The sequence below is a fragment of the Streptomyces sp. NBC_00016 genome, from assembly GCF_045040885.1.
Lineage (GTDB): Bacteria > Actinomycetota > Actinomycetes > Streptomycetales > Streptomycetaceae > Streptomyces > Streptomyces coriariae.
Genome location: NZ_CP108304.1, coordinates 6,408,328 through 6,426,689 on the forward strand (window position 1 = coordinate 6,408,328; position 18,362 = coordinate 6,426,689).

At 69.6% G+C, this 18,362-nt stretch carries 14 protein-coding genes and 2 tRNA genes; 11 read left to right on the forward strand and 5 right to left on the reverse strand.

Going from position 1 to position 18,362, the window contains the following annotated elements:
* Nucleotides 1-37: 37 nt before the first annotated feature.
* Nucleotides 38-1,588 carry an amino acid permease gene (locus tag OG933_RS28425; protein ID WP_405629470.1) on the reverse strand — a complete coding sequence of 517 codons (1,551 nt, stop codon included), beginning with the start codon at nucleotides 1,586-1,588 and terminating at the stop codon, nucleotides 38-40.
* Between the two features lie 216 nt (nucleotides 1,589-1,804).
* Here OG933_RS28425 and OG933_RS28430 point away from each other — a divergent pair, with 216 nt between their 5' ends.
* Both OG933_RS28430 and OG933_RS28435 read left to right on the forward strand, forming a co-directional pair.
* The gene (locus OG933_RS28430) at nucleotides 1,805-2,290 is read left to right on the forward strand and encodes a ribose-5-phosphate isomerase (RefSeq protein WP_142264317.1); all 486 of its coding nucleotides are present in this window, start codon (nucleotides 1,805-1,807) and stop codon (nucleotides 2,288-2,290) included.
* Between the two features lie 465 nt (nucleotides 2,291-2,755).
* On the forward strand, nucleotides 2,756-3,562 hold the full coding sequence (locus OG933_RS28435) for an Fpg/Nei family DNA glycosylase (RefSeq protein WP_405629474.1): 807 nt from the start codon (nucleotides 2,756-2,758) through the stop codon (nucleotides 3,560-3,562).
* A 41-nt stretch (nucleotides 3,563-3,603) separates the two neighbouring features.
* On the opposite strand, the gene OG933_RS28440 is transcribed toward OG933_RS28435, so the two are convergent.
* Nucleotides 3,604-4,839 carry a GNAT family N-acetyltransferase gene (locus tag OG933_RS28440; protein WP_405633546.1) on the reverse strand — a complete coding sequence of 412 codons (1,236 nt, stop codon included), beginning with the start codon at nucleotides 4,837-4,839 and terminating at the stop codon, nucleotides 3,604-3,606.
* Nucleotides 4,840-5,074: 235 nt separating this feature from the next.
* Between OG933_RS28440 and OG933_RS28445 the strand changes: the two genes are divergently transcribed.
* Nucleotides 5,075-6,259 (forward strand): PP2C family protein-serine/threonine phosphatase, encoded by a 1,185-nt coding sequence (locus tag OG933_RS28445; RefSeq protein ID WP_037734715.1) that lies wholly within the window; start codon nucleotides 5,075-5,077, stop codon nucleotides 6,257-6,259.
* Nucleotides 6,260-6,341: 82 nt separating this feature from the next.
* Nucleotides 6,342-6,800, forward strand: a complete 459-nt coding sequence (locus tag OG933_RS28450) for an HD domain-containing protein (protein ID WP_405629479.1) — start codon at nucleotides 6,342-6,344, stop codon at nucleotides 6,798-6,800.
* On the opposite strand, the gene OG933_RS28455 is transcribed toward OG933_RS28450, so the two are convergent.
* Nucleotides 6,797-8,035, reverse strand: a complete 1,239-nt coding sequence (locus OG933_RS28455; RefSeq protein ID WP_405629482.1) for an acyltransferase family protein — start codon at nucleotides 8,033-8,035, stop codon at nucleotides 6,797-6,799. The two genes, OG933_RS28450 and OG933_RS28455, sit on opposite strands and share 4 nt — an antisense overlap.
* A gap of 414 nt (nucleotides 8,036-8,449) precedes the next feature.
* On the opposite strand from OG933_RS28455, the gene OG933_RS28460 reads away from it, so the two are divergent.
* Complete coding sequence (locus OG933_RS28460) at nucleotides 8,450-8,644, forward strand: hypothetical protein (RefSeq protein WP_030779494.1); 195 nt, start codon at nucleotides 8,450-8,452, stop codon at nucleotides 8,642-8,644.
* Nucleotides 8,645-8,732: 88 nt separating this feature from the next.
* On the opposite strand, the gene OG933_RS28465 is transcribed toward OG933_RS28460, so the two are convergent.
* A tRNA-Gly gene (locus OG933_RS28465) sits at nucleotides 8,733-8,803 on the reverse strand.
* A 165-nt stretch (nucleotides 8,804-8,968) separates the two neighbouring features.
* Here OG933_RS28465 and OG933_RS28470 point away from each other — a divergent pair.
* The 5 genes from OG933_RS28470 (at nucleotide 8,969) to clpX (ending at nucleotide 14,539) form a co-directional block, all read left to right on the forward strand.
* Nucleotides 8,969-9,045 (forward strand) — tRNA-Pro (locus tag OG933_RS28470).
* Nucleotides 9,046-9,332: 287 nt separating this feature from the next.
* The gene (tig, locus tag OG933_RS28475; protein ID WP_362524813.1) at nucleotides 9,333-10,706 is read left to right on the forward strand and encodes a trigger factor; all 1,374 of its coding nucleotides are present in this window, start codon (nucleotides 9,333-9,335) and stop codon (nucleotides 10,704-10,706) included.
* 691 nt (nucleotides 10,707-11,397) lie between these two features.
* Nucleotides 11,398-12,003 carry an ATP-dependent Clp protease proteolytic subunit gene (locus OG933_RS28480; protein WP_028806515.1) on the forward strand — a complete coding sequence of 202 codons (606 nt, stop codon included), beginning with the start codon at nucleotides 11,398-11,400 and terminating at the stop codon, nucleotides 12,001-12,003.
* Between the two features lie 383 nt (nucleotides 12,004-12,386).
* Nucleotides 12,387-13,067 (forward strand): ATP-dependent Clp protease proteolytic subunit, encoded by a 681-nt coding sequence (locus tag OG933_RS28485; protein WP_020127827.1) that lies wholly within the window; start codon nucleotides 12,387-12,389, stop codon nucleotides 13,065-13,067.
* A gap of 182 nt (nucleotides 13,068-13,249) precedes the next feature.
* On the forward strand, nucleotides 13,250-14,539 hold the full coding sequence (clpX, locus tag OG933_RS28490) for an ATP-dependent Clp protease ATP-binding subunit ClpX (protein WP_020127826.1): 1,290 nt from the start codon (nucleotides 13,250-13,252) through the stop codon (nucleotides 14,537-14,539).
* Nucleotides 14,540-14,614: 75 nt separating this feature from the next.
* On the opposite strand, the gene OG933_RS28495 is transcribed toward clpX, so the two are convergent.
* Nucleotides 14,615-15,601 carry a hypothetical protein gene (locus OG933_RS28495; protein WP_362524811.1) on the reverse strand — a complete coding sequence of 329 codons (987 nt, stop codon included), beginning with the start codon at nucleotides 15,599-15,601 and terminating at the stop codon, nucleotides 14,615-14,617.
* A gap of 136 nt (nucleotides 15,602-15,737) precedes the next feature.
* Between OG933_RS28495 and OG933_RS28500 the strand changes: the two genes are divergently transcribed.
* The gene (locus OG933_RS28500) at nucleotides 15,738-18,362 is read left to right on the forward strand and encodes a valine--tRNA ligase (RefSeq protein ID WP_362524809.1); all 2,625 of its coding nucleotides are present in this window, start codon (nucleotides 15,738-15,740) and stop codon (nucleotides 18,360-18,362) included.

Sequence of the window (18,362 nt, forward strand, 5' to 3'; positions counted from 1 at the left end):
GCCGAAGCGGACCCCTTCCATCGGCCTCCGAGCGGAGCTACTCGACTTCGCGCCCGGCCGTGCCGGCGCCGGCGCCGGCGCCAGTGACCGAGGCAGAGTCAGAGGCGGGGGCGGGGGCAGTAGCCCCGGCCCCGGCCTTGGCCTTGGCCATGGCCTTGACCCGGCCCTCCTTCAGGAAGGCGACGGCGACCACGAGGGCGGCGACGAGCAGCGACAGCAGCACGGTCGTCCGCCCGCTGCTCTCCCCCTCGGTGTCGGTCAGCATGTAACCGAGCACGAAGACGATCAGCGCGGCCGTCGCCCAGGTCAGATACGGGTACAGCCACATCTTCACGACCAGCTTCTCCGGCGACTCGGCCTGGATGATCTTCCGCATCCGCAGCTGCGAGAAGCAGATCACGAGCCAGACGAACAGGGCCACGGCGCCGCTGGAGTTCACGAGGAAGAGGAAGACGGAGTCCGGGAACTTGTAGTTGAAGAAGACGGCGACGAACCCGAACGTCACCGAGGCGACGATCGCGGCGAGAGGAACACCACGGCTCGTCGTCCGGGCGAAGATCTTCGGCGCGTCACCCCGCTCGCCGAGCGAGAAGGCCATGCGGGAGGCCGTGTAGAGGCCGGAGTTGAGACAGGACAGCACCGACGTCAGCACGATGAAGTTCATGATCTGACCGGCGTGCGCGATCCCGAGGGAGTCGAGGGCGGCCACGTAGGAGCCCTGCTCCTTGATGGCCGCGTCGTCCCAGGGCAGCAGCGTGACGACGACGAAGATCGAACCGAGGTAGAAGACGCCGATACGCCAGATGATGCTGTTCGTGGACTTCGTCACGGCACGCTGCGGGTTCTCGGACTCGCCGGCCGCGAGGGTGGCGATCTCACTGCCCATGAAGGAGAAGACGACGAGCAGCACACCGGTGAGGATGGCGCCGGGTCCGTTGGGCAGGAAGCCGCCGTGTTCGGTGAGGTTGCCGAGTCCCGCCTTGTCGCTGTCGACACCGGGCAGCACGCCGAAAACGGCGAGCCCGCCGACGACGATGAAGGCGCCGATCGCGACGACCTTGATCCCGGCGAACCAGAACTCGAACTCGCCGTAGGACCCGACGGAGACGAGGTTGGTGGCGGTCAGCACCACCATCACGATGAGCGCCCATCCCCACTGCGGTACGCCGGGCATCCATCCTTCGAGGATCTTGGCCCCCGCGGTGGCCTCCACCGCGAGCACGACGACCCAGAAGAACCAGTAGAGCCAGCCGATGGAGAAACCGGCCCAGCGGCCGAGCGCCCGGTCGGCGTGGGCGGAGAACGAACCGGAGGTCGGATTGGCCGCGGACATCTCGCCGAGCATCCGCATCACCAGCACCACGAGCGTGCCGACGAGAGCGTAGGACAGCAGAATGCCCGGCCCGGCGGTGGCGATACCGGTACTGGAACCGACGAACAATCCGGCTCCGATGACCCCGCCGATAGCGATCATCGACAGATGCCGGTTCTTGAGCCCTGCCTGAAGTCCGGATCCGGATCCGGTTCCGGGTTCTCCGGAACCTCCGGGGCCGCGGTCGGCCTTGGTGAGGGTCGGCTGCGAAGTCATGAGGATGGTTTTCCTTTGCGCCGCGTGAGGGGAATCAGGTGCGTCGTGCGTGGGGGGCGTACGAGCCGGTCCAGTGAATCCGAGGTGAATGAATTCGGGAACCTATGATTCCAGATCGTTACTTGAGGTTTTCCTGAGCTTCGATGGGGTTACTCGCAGTTTTCGGACGCGGCACCCGGCGCTGCTACCCCGCAACACTCGTGTCACACTCATCCCATGCGCGTGTATCTCGGCTCGGACCATGCCGGCTTCGAACTCAAGAACCACCTCGTCGAATGGCTCAAGGCGGCGGGTCACGACCCGGTCGACTGCGGGCCCCACATCTACGACGCCCAGGACGACTACCCGCCGTTCTGCCTCCGCGCCGCGGAGCGGACGGCCGCGGACCCCGAGTCCCTCGGCATCGTGATCGGCGGCTCCGGCAACGGCGAGCAGATCGCGGCGAACAAGGTGAAGGGCGTTCGTGCCGCCCTGGCCTGGAGCGAGGAGACCGCGTCCCTCGGCCGCCAGCACAACAACGCCAACGTCGTCGCGGTCGGCTCCCGCATGCACACCCAGGACGAGGCGACGAAGTTCGTCGAGACCTTCCTCGCCACCCCGTTCTCCGAGGACGAACGCCACATCCGCCGCATCGACATGCTGTCGTCGTACGAGACCACAGGCGACCTCCCGGCAATCCCGCCCCACCACCCCCAGCAGTAGACCGCGGACGAACCCTCACTCGGCGACGAAGCCTCGGCGAGGCTCACCGGGGTCGGGGAGGCGAGGCTCCGCCGGGGGGCGGAGAGCAAAGCCGCGCCGGGGTGGAGAGACGAAGCCCCACCGGGGGCGGAGAGGCAAAGCGCCGCCGGGGCGCAGGGGTAAAGCCCTGCCCGGGGTGCAGGGGTAAAGCCCTGCCCGGGGTGCAGGGGTAAAGCCCTGCCCGGGGTGCAGGGGGCGGAGCCCCCGCGGGGTCCGGGGCGGAGCCCCGGACCTCCACCTCTCACCCGACCGAGTCGGGTGGGTGGGTGGGCGAGGGGTCGGGGCGCAGCCCCGCGTGGGTGACCTGTCACCTGACCGAGTCGAGTGGGTGGGTGGGCGAGCGAGGGGTCGGGGCGCAGCCCCGGCGTGGGTGACCTGTCAACTGACCGAGTCGGGTGGGCGGGTGGGAAAGAGAAGGAGACCCCGGTGCCGGAAGGGCACACGATTCACCGACTGGCGCAGGACTACGCCCGCTTCACCCACCACCCCCTCCAAATAACCAGCCCCCAGGGCAAGTTCACCGACGCCGCCGCCCTCCTCACCGGCACCCCCCTCACCCACACCGAGGCCCACGGCAAACACCTCTTCCTCGGCTTCACCGGCGACCGGTGGATCCACATCCACCTGGGCCTCTTCGGCAAGGTCACCTTCGGCCCGGCCCCCGCGCCACCGCCCACGGACACTGTCCGTCTCCGCCTCGCCGACCCCACCTCCTATGTGGACCTCCGAGGCCCCACCACCTGCGCCCTGATCACGGGCGACGAGAAGCAGGCGATACACGCCCGCCTCGGCGCCGACCCCCTCCGCGCCGACGCCGACCCCCAGGCCGCGTACACCCGCGTCTCCCGCAGCCGTACGACGATCGCCGCCCTCCTCATGGACCAGAAGATCATCGCCGGCGTCGGCAACGTCTACCGGGCCGAGGTCCTCTTCCGGCACCGCATCGACCCGTACCGCGCGGGCAGGGACATCACCCCCACCGAGTGGGACGCGATCTGGGCCGACCTGGTCGTCCTGATGCGCGAGGGCGTCCGCAACAACCGCATCGACACGGTCCGCCCGCAGCACACCCCGGAAGCGATGGGCCGCCCGCCGCGCGTCGACGACCACGGCGGCGAGGTGTACGTCTACCGCCGTACCCACCAGCCCTGCCACCTCTGCGGCGACGCCGTCCGCACCGCCGACCTCGCCGCCCGCAACCTCTTCTGGTGCCCGACCTGCCAGAAGAACTGACCGCGCGGCCCCGTCAGAAGCGGACCGTCAGAAGCGGACCGTCAGAACCCGTGCGGCAGCCAAGGGGCGGCGGTCGCCCCGAACCCGACAGAGGCCTCCGTCAGCGCGCCCTGCCGCAGCTCCCGCACCCGCCCGGCCCCCGCCAGCGAGGCCAGGCTGACACCCCCGAGATACGCCGCCCCCAACTCCCTTACGGACAGCGCGAGATCGGCGGCGTCGGAGGTGCGCCCGCACACCGCGCCCTTGGCATCCCCCGACAGCCGCCAACGCCCGGAGTTCCAGGGGCAGAAGGCGTCCTCGACGTCCAACACCACGTCCACCGGCGCCTGATACGTCCGCGCTTCGAGCGCCGCGCCCACGTCCACCGGCCGCACGTACAACGAGTCCCGCACCCGCAGCTCGCACCGCCGGATGTCGGAGACGAGATGCTGCCACGCCTCGTCCATCGGCCGCCCCCGCACCTTCAGCGAGGTCGTGAGGTCGATCCCGAACAGGAACCGCCACAGCGCCGCCTCCGACACCGGATCGACCCCCACCAGGTCCTGGAGCCGTACCTGCCCGTTGTGCCCGCTGTCCCGCCACTCGGACCGCACCCGGTAGCGGACGTACCCGGTGACCTCCCCGTCCCGCGCGGCGAGCACGCACTGGAGCGGCGACGCCCCGCCCCGCTCGCTCTCCGGATCGAGCAGCCCCAGCCGCTCCCAGCCGGGCCGGCGCGCGAGCATCCCGGCCCGGGCGGGCACGGTCCGCGCGTACACCGCCTCGCACACCTCGAGCTCCGCGCCGGGGTCGACGTACCGCAGCCGTACGTCGTCCGTGCCGGCCGGGACGGACAGCCGTACCCGACTGGTGTCGATCTCGGCGTGCAGTCCGAAGGTCGCGGCGGCGTACCCGAACCGTCCGTAGATGTCCGGTTCGGAGGCGGTGAGGATCGCGAGCGGCTCGCCCCACGCCCGCACATCGTCCAGCTGTCGCCGCATCATCGACGTCAGCACCCCGCGCCGCCGGTGGGTCGCGCTCACGCCGACCATCGTCACGCCCGCCGCGGGCACCGAGGCCCCGCCCGGTACCGTCAGCCGGAAGTCGTACGCTCCCGCCGTGGCGACGCACCGGTCGCCGTCCCACACGCCCAGGGAGCGCTCGTACGAGGTGAGCGCCCTGAAAAGCTCCCGTTCCTCGGTCGATTCCCCGATCCCGCCGAAGGCACGCAGGAGGGTGTCGTACCACTCGTCCCATTCGTCCCGGCGCAGCACTCGTGGTTCCTGCGACTCCCGCATCTCCCGCACCTTCCGCTTTTCCCGGCGCTCGGCCGCGGAAGAGGTCGCACGGCCCGTCGCCTCACTCGTCATGGACTCATGCCTAGCAGTCCAATGCGGGACGAGCCAGCCAATTTCTCCCTCCTCGGGGCGCGAGCGCTTTCCGTGAAGTTCACTGTGAAGTTGAGCCTCGGAGGGGGGACAAGTGGGACCTCCCGTGCCAAGCGGCGGGTTCGATGGATAGGGTCCCGAACTAATGGCAGTAGGACGGCAGCGGCGCGCGGAAGCCGAGACGTTGACGGCCCGGTTGAAGCACTTGATGCACCGGGTCCGCACCGGCCTGCGCAGAAGCGCCGTGGACTACTTCCGCGGCGACGGTTCGGACTGGATCGCGCTGGCGTTCCTGCTGCTCACGGTTCCGCTGATCGCCGTCACCACACTCGCCAACTCGGTCTGGTGCTCACCGGCCGCCCTGGTCCTGCCGATCGTCGCCGGCGGACTGCTGCTGCGCCCGTCGAGCCTGCTCGGCCTGTACGCCGCGGCTGCCACGGCCCTCATCGTGGAGTCGGTGCAACTGGGCCCGTACACGGAGGGCCCGTCCAGAGTCACCCCCGGCGTGGTCCTGGTCGTCGCAGCATGCGGTTTCTTCGGACTGCTCATCGCCCAGTTCCGCAGCCGGGTCGGCGTGCCCTGGCGGCGCGGCGGCACCATGCTCTTCGACCTGCGCGAACGCATCCGGGTGCAGAGCAAGCTGCCGAGCCTGCCGCACGGCTGGCACCGCGAGATGGCGCTGCGGCCGGCGGGGGGCCAGTCGTTCTCCGGTGACTTCGTCGTCGCCGCGCGGACGAACGGCGGCCGCACCATGGAGGTCGTCCTCACGGACGTCTCCGGCAAGGGCATGGACGCCGGTTCGCGAGCGCTGCTGCTGTCGGGCGCCTTCGGCGGCCTGCTCGGCTCGCTGCCGCCGCACGCCTTCCTCCCGGCCGCCAACGGCTATCTGCTCCGCCAGGACTGGGACGAGGGCTTCGCGACCTCCATCCACCTGGTCCTCGACCTCGACTCCGGCGACTACGAGCTCTACTCGGCCGGCCATCCGCCGGGCCTCCAGCTCAGCGCGGGCAGTGGCCGCTGGGAGGAGAAGGCCGCCGAGGGCCCCCTCCTCGGGGTGTACGACGGCGCCCAGTTCGATCCCGTGAAGGGTTCGCTGCGCCCCGGCGATGTGCTGATGCTCTTCACCGACGGCCTGGTGGAGACCTCCGACCGGGACATCGTCGAGGGCATCGACCGTCTCACCGGCGAGGCCGACCGGTACGTGGCCGGCGGCTTCCAGGGCGCCGCCTGGCACCTGATCGAGGCGGTGGCGAAGGACGTCAACGACGACCGCGCCCTGCTGCTGGTCTGCCGCGAGGGCCCGACGTCCCAGTCGGCCCCCCTGTCCTGAGCTCTCCCGAACCCTCCTGAGCTCTACCGAACCGTCCTGAGCTCCGCCGGGGCTCCCGACACCCCCGAGGGGGCCATCCACGATGCTCACCCTGCCCGAGGTCGAGAGCCTCGCCCGCGCCGCCCACCAGGGACAGACCGACAAGGCGGGCCGGCCCTACGCCGAGCACCTCCAGGCGGTCGCCGAGGGCGTACGCGCGCGGGGCGGCGACGTCGATCAGATCGCGGCCGCCTGGCTGCACGACGCCGTCGAGGACGACGCCCTGTCCGAGACCTGGCTGGCCGAGGCGGCGCTGAGCGACCGTACGAAGGCCGTCGTCCTGGCGGTCACCAAACGGGCGGGGGAGACGCAGGAGGCGTACGCGGGGCGCATCCTGGCCACGCCGGGCGCGTTGCTGGTGAAGGAGGCGGACCTGGCGCACAACGCGGACCCGGCGCGGCTCGCGGTCCTGGACGCACCGACCCGGGCGCGGCTGACCGAGAAGTACGCACGGATGCGCGCGCTCCTCGGTCTCACGGCCCGGCGGGACGAGGGCGTCTAGCCCGCGACGTCCGCCGGCTGCTCCTGCTGTCCCCGGACGCCGGGCTTCTGCCGCTGCTCGGCCTTCTCGCTCTTGCCTTCGGCCTTCTCGCGCTCGCGGGCAAGTTCGGCGGGGTCCCGCTTGAAGGCCCAGTCCATCTTCGGTTCCATCACGCACCGCAGCACCCGCCGCACGGGCGCGGTGCACAACAGGGTGACGGCCGCGGCCGCGGCGACCGTGGCGGCGATCTCCCCGAGCGGGCGGTGCAGCGCGGGGTGATCGAACCAGCCGCGGTAGTCGGCGGTCTTGAGCAGCAGGCCGTGCGTCAGATAGCCGTAGAGCGTGCCCGCGCCGAGCGCCGTGAACCACATCGTGCGCCCCGGCACCCAGGAGAGGAAGCAGGCGGTCAGCAGCAGGGAGCAGCCGAACAGGGCGAGCTGCATGACGGGACCGACCCACCACGGGACGCCCAGCTCCTGTGCGGAGTTGCGGTGGTAGAGCCATCCGCTGTTCATCCGCGGCACCGCCCACCAGGCGAAGGCCAGTGCGAAGGCGAACACCGGCACCGCCGCGATCCGGAACGAGCGCCGGCGCACCAGTGCGAAGTGCTCCGGCTTCAGGATCAGTCCCAGCACGAAGAACGGCAGGAACTGAAGGACGCGCGGGAGGTCCAGGTCACCACCGATGTTCGGGGTGGCGGACGCCAGCATGGCGATGCCCAGCGCGAGGGGCAGCGGATACCGGACCAGCTTCCAGAGGGGCGTGGTCAGCCGCCAGATGAACAGTGCGCACAGGAACCAGGTCAGGTAGTAGGGGTCGAGCAGACTGATGTCCTGGGGGGAGCCGTCGACGTACGTCTTCAGGAGCGGGTAGGCGGTCTCGAAGACGATGTACGGCACGACGATGCCCGTCACCAGCCGCTTGAGCTTGCCGGGGCTGCCGTCGAAACTGCGGGAGAAGAAGCCGGAGATGACGATGAAGGCCGGCATGTGGAAGGTGTACACCAGCACATACGCCGCCGTGAGCACCCGGCTGTCGCCCTTCAGCGGCTCCCAGGTGTGTCCCATGGCCACCAGCACGATCGCCAGGTACTTCGCGTTGTCGAAGAACGCGTCGCGCTTCGCGGCGGGCCGCGGGGACGGCCGTCCGACGGATCTGTCCCTCGACTGGTCGTGCTGGTCGAGCTGGTCGTGCTGATCGTTCTGGTTCTGGGGCGAGCGGGGGCTCGGAACGAGAGACGAGGCGGCGTGGAACATTTGAGGCACCCTAGCGTCGCGCGCGCGTATTCGTAAAACGCCCCAGGTCATTCCTTGTTATTGCCCTGAGGATTGCCTGCCGCATTGGCCCCGGGGGGTGGTGGCCGGGTGGTGGCCACAGTGCGCATCCGGCCTTGATGTCACGATTCATCCCGACTAAAAGGTGCATAACGCCGGTTGTGCACCTGTAGTTGATCGGGCTGCGGCCATAATTCGAATTACCTGCGCAGGCGTTGTGTGGACACGGCAACGAACTGCCCCAATTCCCTGTGCGGGTACGCCCTCGAATTGCTGTGCGCCGCACCCCCGGCCGGACGCGTCCGCGCGATGATGTGTCACGGGCCGCATAGGGAGGCCCCGTTGGTGGCACGATGGTCTCGGGAGTGCGGACCGACCGAGGGTGTGTGATCAGTTGTGGCCATTTCACTGTCAGTGGTGCTGCTGTTGGCGATCATCCTGGTGGTGCTCATCCGGGGAGGGTCGATCAAGGCGGGGCCGGCGATAGTCGCGATCCTGTTCGGCTTCTTTCTCGCCTCGACCGGCATGGCCCCGTCGATCAACCGCTTCCTCGACTCCCTCGCGGACACCATCAACTCGATCAGCTTCTGAGGCCCGCCCCCGCGTGTCCGGGCGGGCGCCCGAACACGACGAGGGCCGGGTCGGAGAAGTGATCTCCGACCCGGCCCGGGCCGTACAGAGCGGGCGACGGGAATCGAACCCGCGTAGCTAGTTTGGAAGACTAGTGCTCTACCATTGAGCTACGCCCGCACATGACGCGCCGCAGGTCAGCGACCGCGGCACTGCAGGCATCGTAGCGGGTCGGCACCCTGCCGCGCACACCCCGTTTCCCGGGCCCGCCGCGGCGCGCCCCGAGGCTGGGTAAAAGCGGCGGTCAGGCGGCCTGCGGGCATGTACCCTACGTGTCGCACCAGACGGGGTGTGGCGCAGCTTGGTAGCGCGTCCGCTTTGGGAGCGGAAGGCCGTGGGTTCAAATCCCGCCACCCCGACCAACGACCGGCCGTGAGCGGCCACCGAACCGGCCGGTACGGCCATCACCGGCCACCGACCCGGCCATCGGCGGCCACCGAACGGCCATCACCGGCCATCACCGGCCGTCAGCGGCCATCTGCGCGGTCACCTCGCTTGATCGCCTTTGGGGCGTGTCGTCGCTGCCGTTACTATGCAAGCTGCACGCCCGTATGCCTCATCCTCTGGTAGGTCCTCCGGGCGGCGAATCCGCGGGAGCCGGTCTGGCTCCTGCAGAAACCAAGAAGTCAGCCCCCAAGGAGACCGAACCGTGAAGAGCGCCGTGGAGACCCTGAACCCGACTCGGGTTCGGCTCAGCATCGAGGTGCCCTTCGAGGAGCTCAAGGACAGCCTCGACGCGGCGTACAAGAAGATCAACCAGCAGGTCACGGTGAAGGGCTTCCGCAAGGGCAAGATCCCCGCCCGGGTGATCGACCAGCGCTTCGGCCGTGGCGCCGTGCTGGAGGAGGCCGTCAACGACGCGCTGCCGAAGTTCTACACGGAGGCGGTCAACGAGGCCGAGATCGACGTCCTCGGCCAGCCCGAGGTCGACATCACGGAGCTGAAGGACGGCGAGACGCTGAACTTCACCGCCGAGGTCGACATCCGTCCTTCCCTCGAGCTCCCCGAGGACTTCTCCTCCATCGAGGTCGAGGTCGACGCCGTCGAGGTGTCCGAGGAGGACATCGACAAGGCGGTCGAGCAGCTCCGTGAGCGCTTCGCCTCGACCTCCCCGGTCGAGCGTGCCGCCGAGGACGGCGATGTCGTGACCGTCGACCTGGAGGCCAAGGTCGACGGCGAGATCCTCGAGGACGGCGTCGCCAGCGGCGTCTCCTACACCATCGGCTCCGGCGAGCTGCTGGAAGGCATCGACGAGGCCGTGAAGGGCCTGGAGGCCGGTGGCGAGGCCACCTTCACCTCCGAGCTCAAGGGCGGCTCGGCGGCCGGCAAGGAGGCCGAGGTCACCGTCAAGGTCACCCAGGTCGCCGCCCGCGAGCTCCCCGAGCTGGACGACGAGTTCGCGCAGCTCGCCTCCGAGTTCGACACCCTCGAGGAGCTCAAGGCGGACAGCCGCAAGCGCCTCGAGAACACGAAGCAGTACGACCAGGCCACGCAGGCCCAGGAGCGCGTCCTGGAGAAGCTGCTGGAGCTCGTCGAGGTGCCCGTCCCTGAGAAGCTGCTCGAGGACGAGGTCAACACCCGCAAGCACAACCTGGAGCACCACCAGCTCGGCCAGATGGGCCTGGACCTCGACAAGTACCTGGAGATCCAGGGCAAGACCGCCGAGGAGTTCGAGACCGAGACCCGTGAGGCCGCGGTCAAGGGCATCAAGACCCAGTTCGTGCTCGACGAGCTCGTCAAGCGCGAGAAGCTGAACGTCAACCAGGAGGAGCTCACCGAGCACCTCATGCGCCGTGCCGCCTCCTCCGGCATGTCCCCCGACCAGTTCGCCCAGGCGGTCGTCGAGGGCGGCCAGGTTCCGCTCCTGGTCGGCGAGGTCGCCCGCGGCAAGGCTCTGGCCACGGTCGTCGAGTCCGCCACGGTGAAGGACACCAACGGCGAGGTCATCGACCTGGACGACGAGGAAGAGGCCGAGGAGGACGCCGCCGAGGCGACGACCTCCGAGGAGAACACCGAGGCCTGAGCGGCCTCGCGTCACCTCTGACGCAGACATGAGGGGCCCCGGAGCGGTATGCGCTCCGGGGCCCCTCTGTCATGGGACGGCCGCGCAGGGCCGGCCGTGCGGGCATGGGCGCCATGGGCGGTCACGGAGCCGCCGGGGCCGCCACAGGCCACGACCGGCCCCAGGGCGGCCCGCCCGAGGCGGCAGACAGCCGGGGGGCGCGGGCCGGTGTGCGGGCCGGGTGTCGGCGTGCGGCTCCGGTGGGCCGCCATGGGCGCGACCGGTCGCGGGGCTGCCTGCGAGCCGGGGTCGGGGTGCGGCGGCGGCCCGGGCAACCCCGGTACGGCCTTCGCGGCGGCGTCGACGGCGGCCTGCAGGGCGGTCCGCCCGGGGGTGCGGGCCGGTGTGCGGGCCGGGTGTCGGGGTGCCGTTCCGCGCGGCGGCCCGGGTGGCGCCGGTGCGGCCTGCGTGGCGGCGAAGGCGCGGCCCCGCTGCGGGGCGCGACCGTCCGCGGACGGCCCGTGGCCGCCCATGGACGCGGGCCCTGCGTCTACGCCCCCGGCGAACACTCTCCTCTCCGGGATTCCCCGAAGGGACCCGCGCGTTAGGGTCCATGAGTACGAGGGCAGGGGACTCTCCGTTGCCCCCGGCAGTACACGTGAGACGGCCCGGCGCCGTCGTAAGACGAGCAGGTGGATACGTGACGAATCTGATGCCCACAGCCGCCGGCGACCCCATCGGTGGTGGCCTCGGCGACCAGGTCTACAACCGGCTGCTCGGCGAGCGGATCATCTTCCTCGGCCAGGCGGTCGACGACGACATCGCCAACAAGATCACCGCACAGCTGCTGCTCCTTGCCGCCGATCCGGACAAGGACATCTACCTGTACATCAACAGCCCCGGCGGCTCGATCACGGCCGGCATGGCGATCTACGACACGATGCAGTTCATCAAGAACGACGTGGTGACCATCGCCATGGGTCTCGCGGCCTCCATGGGGCAGTTCCTGCTCAGCGCGGGCACGCCCGGCAAGCGCTTCGCGCTGCCGAACGCCGAGATCCTGATCCACCAGCCCTCCGCGGGCCTGGCGGGCTCGGCCTCCGACATCAAGATCCACGCCGAGCGGCTGCTGCACACCAAGAAGCGCATGGCCGAGCTGACCTCCCAGCACACCGGCCAGACGGTCGAGCAGGTCACCCGCGACTCGGACCGCGACCGCTGGTTCGACGCGTTCGAGGCCAAGGAGTACGGCCTCATCGACGACGTCATCCCGACGGCGGCCGGCATGCCGGGCGGCGGCGGTACCGGGGCGGCCTGAGGACCACTGACGGCAGCAGGGCCACGCAGGGCGCTCCCCGGAGCCCCCTGAGTCCCTGAGCCCCTTCCGGAGTCTCCGGGAGCCCCCGGACCCCTGCGGAGTTCCGAAAGCCCTCAAGGGCCCCGGAGTTCCGAAAGCTCCCGGGAGCGCCCAGAGGCCCCCGGAGCGGGAGCTCCTCGGAGGTCCCTCGGGACTCCCGGACTTCCGGGGAAGCCTCACGGAGGCCCCCGCGGCTCCAGGAGTTCCGAGGAGGCCCCTGGGTGGCCCTCGGAGCCCCTCAGGGTCCCGCGAGGCCTTCCCGGGTCACCGAGGACCTCGGAAGCCGTCAGTGCCCCATCCAGCCCCTCCAGCCCACCGCCCCAGTCCTCTTTCCAGGAGACACCGTGAACGACTTCCCCGGCAGCGGCATCTACGCCCGCACCGAGGCCGAATACACCGGCCCTCGCGCCGAATCCCGCTACGTCATCCCGCGCTTCGTCGAGCGCACCTCGCAGGGCGTCCGTGAGTACGACCCGTACGCGAAGCTCTTCGAGGAGCGCGTGATCTTCCTCGGCGTGCAGATCGACGACGCCTCCGCCAACGACGTCATGGCGCAGCTGCTGTGCCTGGAGTCGATGGACCCGGACCGGGACATCTCGGTCTACATCAACAGCCCGGGCGGCTCCTTCACGGCGCTGACCGCGATCTACGACACGATGCAGTTCGTGAAGCCCGACATCCAGACGGTCTGCATGGGTCAGGCGGCCTCCGCCGCCGCGATCCTGCTGGCCGCCGGTACGCCGGGCAAGCGCATGGCCCTGCCGAACGCGCGCGTGCTGATCCACCAGCCGTACAGCGAGACGGGCCGCGGTCAGGTCTCCGACCTGGAGATCGCCGCCAACGAGATCCTCCGGATGCGCGCGCAGCTGGAGGACATGCTGGCCAAGCACTCGACCACGCCGATCGAGAAGATCCGCGAGGACATCGAGCGCGACAAGATCCTCACGGCCGAGGACGCGCTGGCGTACGGCCTGATCGACCAGATCATCTCCACCCGCAAGCTGAACAACAACTCGCTCGTTTGACGCACGGGGTCGTCCCGTTCGGGCCCCCCTCGGGGCGGTGTGACACGGTCCACGTCACAGTGAACCGTGCCAAGGGGGGCCCGAACGGGGGGCCAGGCAAGGTACCGTCGGAATAAGGCAGCACCAGGAGCCGCTGGATTCGTAAGCGTCCAGTCGTCTCCCAGGCGAAGGGGAAGCACACCGTGGCACGCATCGGTGACGGCGGCGATCTGCTCAAGTGCTCGTTCTGCGGCAAGAGCCAGAAGCAGGTCAAGAAGCTCATCGCAGGGCCCGGTGTGTACATCTGCGACGAGTGCATCGATCTCTGCAACGAGATCATCGAGGAAGAGCTCGCGGAGACGAGCGAGGTCCGCTGGGAGGAACTCCCGAAGCCGCGCGAGATCTACGAGTTCCTCGAGGGCTACGTGGTGGGCCAGGAGCCCGCCAAGAAGGCCCTGTCGGTAGCGGTGTACAACCACTACAAGCGCGTCCAGGCAGGTGAGAACGGCGGCGGCCAAAGCCGCGAGGACGCCATCGAGTTGGCGAAGTCCAACATCCTCCTGCTCGGCCCCACCGGCTCGGGCAAGACGCTCCTGGCACAGACCCTGGCGCGCATGCTGAACGTCCCGTTCGCGATCGCCGACGCCACGGCGCTGACCGAGGCGGGCTACGTCGGCGAGGACGTCGAGAACATCCTGCTGAAGCTGATCCAGGCCGCGGACTACGACGTCAAGAAGGCCGAGACCGGGATCATCTACATCGATGAGATCGACAAGGTCGCGCGGAAGAGCGAGAACCCCTCCATCACCCGTGACGTGTCGGGCGAGGGCGTGCAGCAGGCCCTGCTGAAGATCCTGGAGGGCACCACCGCCTCGGTCCCGCCGCAGGGCGGCCGCAAGCACCCGCACCAGGAGTTCATCCAGATCGACACGACGAACGTGCTGTTCATCGTGGGCGGTGCCTTCTCGGGCCTGGAGAAGATCATCGAGACCCGGGCCGGCGCCAAGGGCATCGGGTTCGGCGCGACGATCCGCTCCAAGCGCGAGCTGGAGTCCAAGGACCAGTTCGAGGCCGTCATGCCGGAGGACCTGGTCAAGTTCGGCATGATCCCGGAGTTCATCGGCCGTCTCCCGGTCATCACCTCGGTCCACAACCTGGACCGCGAGGCGCTCCTCCAGATCCTGATCGAGCCGCGCAACGCGCTGGTGAAGCAGTACCAGCGGCTCTTCGAACTCGACGGTGTGGAGCTGGACTTCGAGCGGGAGGCCCTGGAGGCCATCGCCGACCAGGCCATCCTCCGCCAGACCGGCGCCCGCGGCCTGCGCGCGATCATGGAGGAAGTCCTCCAGGCGGTCATGTACGAGGTCCCCTCCCGCAAGGACGTGGCCCGCGTGGTCATCACGGCGGACGTGGTCCTCTCCAACGTCAACCCGACCCTGATCCCGCGCGACGCACGCGGCGGCCGCGGCCCGGGCGAGCAGAAGACCGCCTGATCCGCACCCGTACGACGAAGGGGCCCCGGTCGACCGACCGGGGCCCCTTCGTCGTTGCGTCAGCGGTCCAGGGCGTCAGGCCTTGACGCGCACCTCGTCACGCACCTTCGTGGTGATGTCGATCGCCGCGTCCTTGGTGATGCTCTTCGTGTTGTCGCCCGGGGACACCATGGCGATCGTGCTGTAGTCGGACCAGACGCAGAACCAGTCGGTCGACTCCTTCTTGGTCAGCGAGTTGGTGCTCTTCGCCGACTGGCACTTCATGAGCGCGCCGTCGATGTCGGCCTCCTCGGGCTGGCCGATCAGCTCGGTCTTGCCCTCGGTGCTGCTCGACGAACTGGAGGAGTTGCTGTCCTCGAGTTCCTTCTGGATGGCGACGAAGTACTTGTCCAGGGCCGCCTCGGGGTCCGCGATCTCGCCGTATCCGCCCACCAGCGTGATGCCCTTGGCGGTGAGCAGTTCCGCCTCGCTGGGCAGGTCGGAGGAGTCGGGGTTCTGCGGGTCGTAGTCGCCGAAGTCCGCCGTCGACCACTGCCCGACGACGGCCTTGCCGCCCTTGACGCCGCTGGCCGTCAGATACTTGGTGGTGTCCGAGTCGCTGCTCTCGCCGCCCTTGCCGACCTGCTTGTACTCGGTGATCACGGTCGCCGGGGTGTTCAGCGTGTGTGCGCCGTCGTCCTCGAGGCCGCCACCGCCTCCGCCGATCACGAAGTACGCGCCCACGCCGATCGCGGCGACGACCGCGATCGCGCCGATGATGATGCCCGCCTTCTTGCCGCCGCCGCTCGGGGCCGGGGGCTGCGGGAAGCCGTACTGCGGCTGCTGGCCGTAGGGGGGCTGGCCATAGGGCGGAGGCTGCTGGCCGTAGGGCGGGTTCTGCGGGGGGACGCCCTGCGGGGGCTGCTGCGGGTAGCCGTAGCCGGGCTGCGGGGCGGGGGGCTGCTGGGGGTAGCCGTAGCCGGGCTGGGGCGCCTGCGGCGGCTGGCCGTACGGGCCTTGCTGGCCGTACGGTCCGGGCTGCTGGGGCGGCCCGCCGTACGGGCCCGGCTGGTTGTGACTCATTTCTGGGTTCCCCTCCAGATGCTTATGTGATTTTCACATCCTGGCTCAAAGCCAACACCTGCACGGCAGCGGGGCCCCTACCGTTACAGAGCAAACACGTTTCGGGACGGCGCCGTGACACCCCTAAACTGGCCCCGTGACCGAGAACGCTCAGCAGCAGCCATCAGCGCCCCACACCGAACTGCCGACCCAGTACGCGCCGGCCGACGTAGAGGGGCCGCTGTACGAGCGCTGGGTGGAGCGGGGCTACTTCGAGGCCGACGCGAAGAGCGAGAAGCCTCCGTACACCGTCGTCATCCCCCCGCCGAACGTCACGGGCAGCCTGCACCTCGGGCACGCCTTCGAGCACACGCTCATCGACGCCCTCACCCGCCGCAAGCGCATGCAGGGCTTCGAGACGCTGTGGCAGCCCGGCATGGACCACGCCGGCATCGCCACGCAGAACGTCGTCGAGCGGGAGCTGGGCAAGGAGGGCAAGTCCCGGCACGACCTCGGCCGGGAGGCGTTCGTCGAGCGCGTCTGGCAGTGGAAGGGCGAGTCCGGCGGCCAGATCAGCGGCCAGATGCGCCGCCTGGGAGACGGCGTCGCGTGGTCGCGCGAGCGCTTCACCATGGACGAGGGTCTCTCGCAGGCCGTCCAGACCATCTTCAAGCGGCTCTACGACGACGAGCTCATCTACCGCGCCGAGCGCATCATCAACTGGTGTCCGCGCTGCCTCACCGCGATCTCCGACATCGAGGTCGAGTACCAGGACGACGACGGCGAGCTCGTCTCCATGAAGTACGGCGAGGGGGACGACACCATCGTCGTCGCCACGACCCGCGCCGAGACGATGCTCGGCGACACGGCCGTCGCCGTCCACCCCGACGACGAGCGCTACCGGCACCTGGTCGGCAAGCAGATCCGCCTGCCGCTGACCGACCGGTCCATCCCGGTCGTCGCCGACACGCACGTCGACCCGGCGTTCGGCACGGGCGCGGTCAAGGTGACCCCGGCCCACGACCCGAACGACTTCGAGATCGGCCAGCGCCACGACCTGCCGTCCCTGACCATCATGGACGAGCACGCCGTCATCACGGCCCACGGCCCCTTCCAGGGTCTGGACCGGCTCGAGGCCCGCTCCGCCATCGTCGCCGCCCTGCGCGCCGAGGGCCGGATCGTCGCCGAGAAGCGGCCGTACGCCCACTCCGTCGGCCACTGCTCGCGCTGCAAGACCACCATCGAGCCGCGCCTGTCCATGCAGTGGTGGGTCAAGGTCGGCCCGCTGGCGAAGGCCGCCGGTGACGCCGTCCGTGACGGCCGCGTCAAGATCCACCCCCAGGAGATGGAGAAGCGCTACTTCGACTGGGTCGACAACCTCCACGACTGGTGCATCTCGCGGCAGTTGTGGTGGGGTCACCGCATCCCGGTCTGGTACGGGCCGAACGGCGAGGTCGTCTGCGTCGGACCCGACGACGAGGCGCCGACCGGCGAGGGCTGGCGTCAGGACACCGACGTCCTCGACACCTGGTTCTCCTCCGGCCTGTGGCCGTTCTCCACGCTCGGCTGGCCCGAACAGACCGAGTCGCTCGCGAAGTTCTACCCGAACTCCGTCCTGGTCACCGGCTACGACATCCTCTTCTTCTGGGTCGCCCGGATGATGATGTTCGGCCTGTACGCGATGGACGGCACCCCGCCGTTCCACACCATCGCCCTGCACGGCATGGTCCGCGACCAGTTCGGCAAGAAGATGTCGAAGTCCTTCGGGAACGCGGTCAACCCGCTGGACTGGATGGACAAGTACGGCAGCGACGCGCTCCGGTTCACGCTCGCCCGTGGCGCCAACCCCGGCGTCGACGTCCCGATCGGCGAGGACTGGGTCCAGGGATCGCGCAACTTCGCCAACAAGATCTGGAACGCGACGCGCTTCGCGCTGATGAACGGCGCCACGGTCGACGGCCCGCTGCCGGACGCCTCGCAGATGTCGGCGACCGACCGCTGGATCCTCTCGCGCCTCAACTCGGTCGTCGCCGAAGTCGACGCGCTCTACGAGGACTTCCAGTTCGCGAAGCTCTCCGACGCGCTGTTCCACTTCGCCTGGGACGAGGTCTTCGACTGGTACGTCGAGCTGTCCAAGACGACGTTCATGGCCGGGGGTGAGCCCGCGAAGGTCTCCGGCCGCGTCCTCGGCGAGGTCCTCGACGTCACCCTCAAGCTGCTGCACCCGGTGGTCCCGTTCGTCACCGAGACGCTGTGGACCACGCTCACCGGTGGCGAGTCCGTCGTCATCGCCGAGTGGCCCGAGGACAGTGGCTTCCGGGACGCGGCCGCCGAGCAGGAGATCCGGAGCCTCCAGTCCGTGATCACCGAGGTCCGCCGCTTCCGCGCCGACCAGGGCCTCCAGCCCGGCCAGCGGGTCCCGGCCCGGCTGACGCTCGACGGCACGGCGCTGGCGCCCCACGAGACCGCCATCCGCCAGCTCCTCCGCCTCCAGCCGGAGGGCGACGCCTTCTCGGCGACGGCGACTCTGCCGGTCGCGGGCGCCACGGTCGCGCTGGACCTGTCCGGCACGATCGACGTGGTCGCGGAGCGCAAGCGCCTGGCCAAGGACCTGGCGGCCGCCGAGAAGGAGAAGGCCCAGGCCAACGCCAAGCTCGGCAACGAGGCGTTCCTGGCGAAGGCCCCGGACAACGTGGTCGAGAAGATCCGCGCCCGCCTCGCCAAGGCGGACGAGGACATCGCCCGCATCCAGACCCAGCTGGAGCGCCTGCCGCAGGCGTAG

What these genes read in the sequence shown, in the direction of transcription:
- OG933_RS28450 (WP_405629479.1), top strand. Translation starts at nt 6,342, where the DNA reads ATGCTCACCCTGCCCGAGGTCGAGAGCCTCGCCCGCGCCGCCCACCAG.
- OG933_RS28445 (WP_037734715.1), top strand. Translation starts at nt 5,075, where the DNA reads ATGGCAGTAGGACGGCAGCGGCGCGCGGAAGCCGAGACGTTGACGGCC.
- OG933_RS28440 (WP_405633546.1), bottom strand. Translation starts at nt 4,839, where the DNA reads ATGCGGGAGTCGCAGGAACCACGAGTGCTGCGCCGGGACGAATGGGAC.
- OG933_RS28425 (WP_405629470.1), bottom strand. Translation starts at nt 1,588, where the DNA reads ATGACTTCGCAGCCGACCCTCACCAAGGCCGACCGCGGCCCCGGAGGT.
- OG933_RS28495 (WP_362524811.1), bottom strand. Translation starts at nt 15,601, where the DNA reads ATGAGTCACAACCAGCCGGGCCCGTACGGCGGGCCGCCCCAGCAGCCC.
- OG933_RS28455 (WP_405629482.1), bottom strand. Translation starts at nt 8,035, where the DNA reads ATGTTCCACGCCGCCTCGTCTCTCGTTCCGAGCCCCCGCTCGCCCCAG.
- OG933_RS28430 (WP_142264317.1), top strand. Translation starts at nt 1,805, where the DNA reads ATGCGCGTGTATCTCGGCTCGGACCATGCCGGCTTCGAACTCAAGAAC.
- OG933_RS28480 (WP_028806515.1), top strand. Translation starts at nt 11,398, where the DNA reads ATGCCCACAGCCGCCGGCGACCCCATCGGTGGTGGCCTCGGCGACCAG.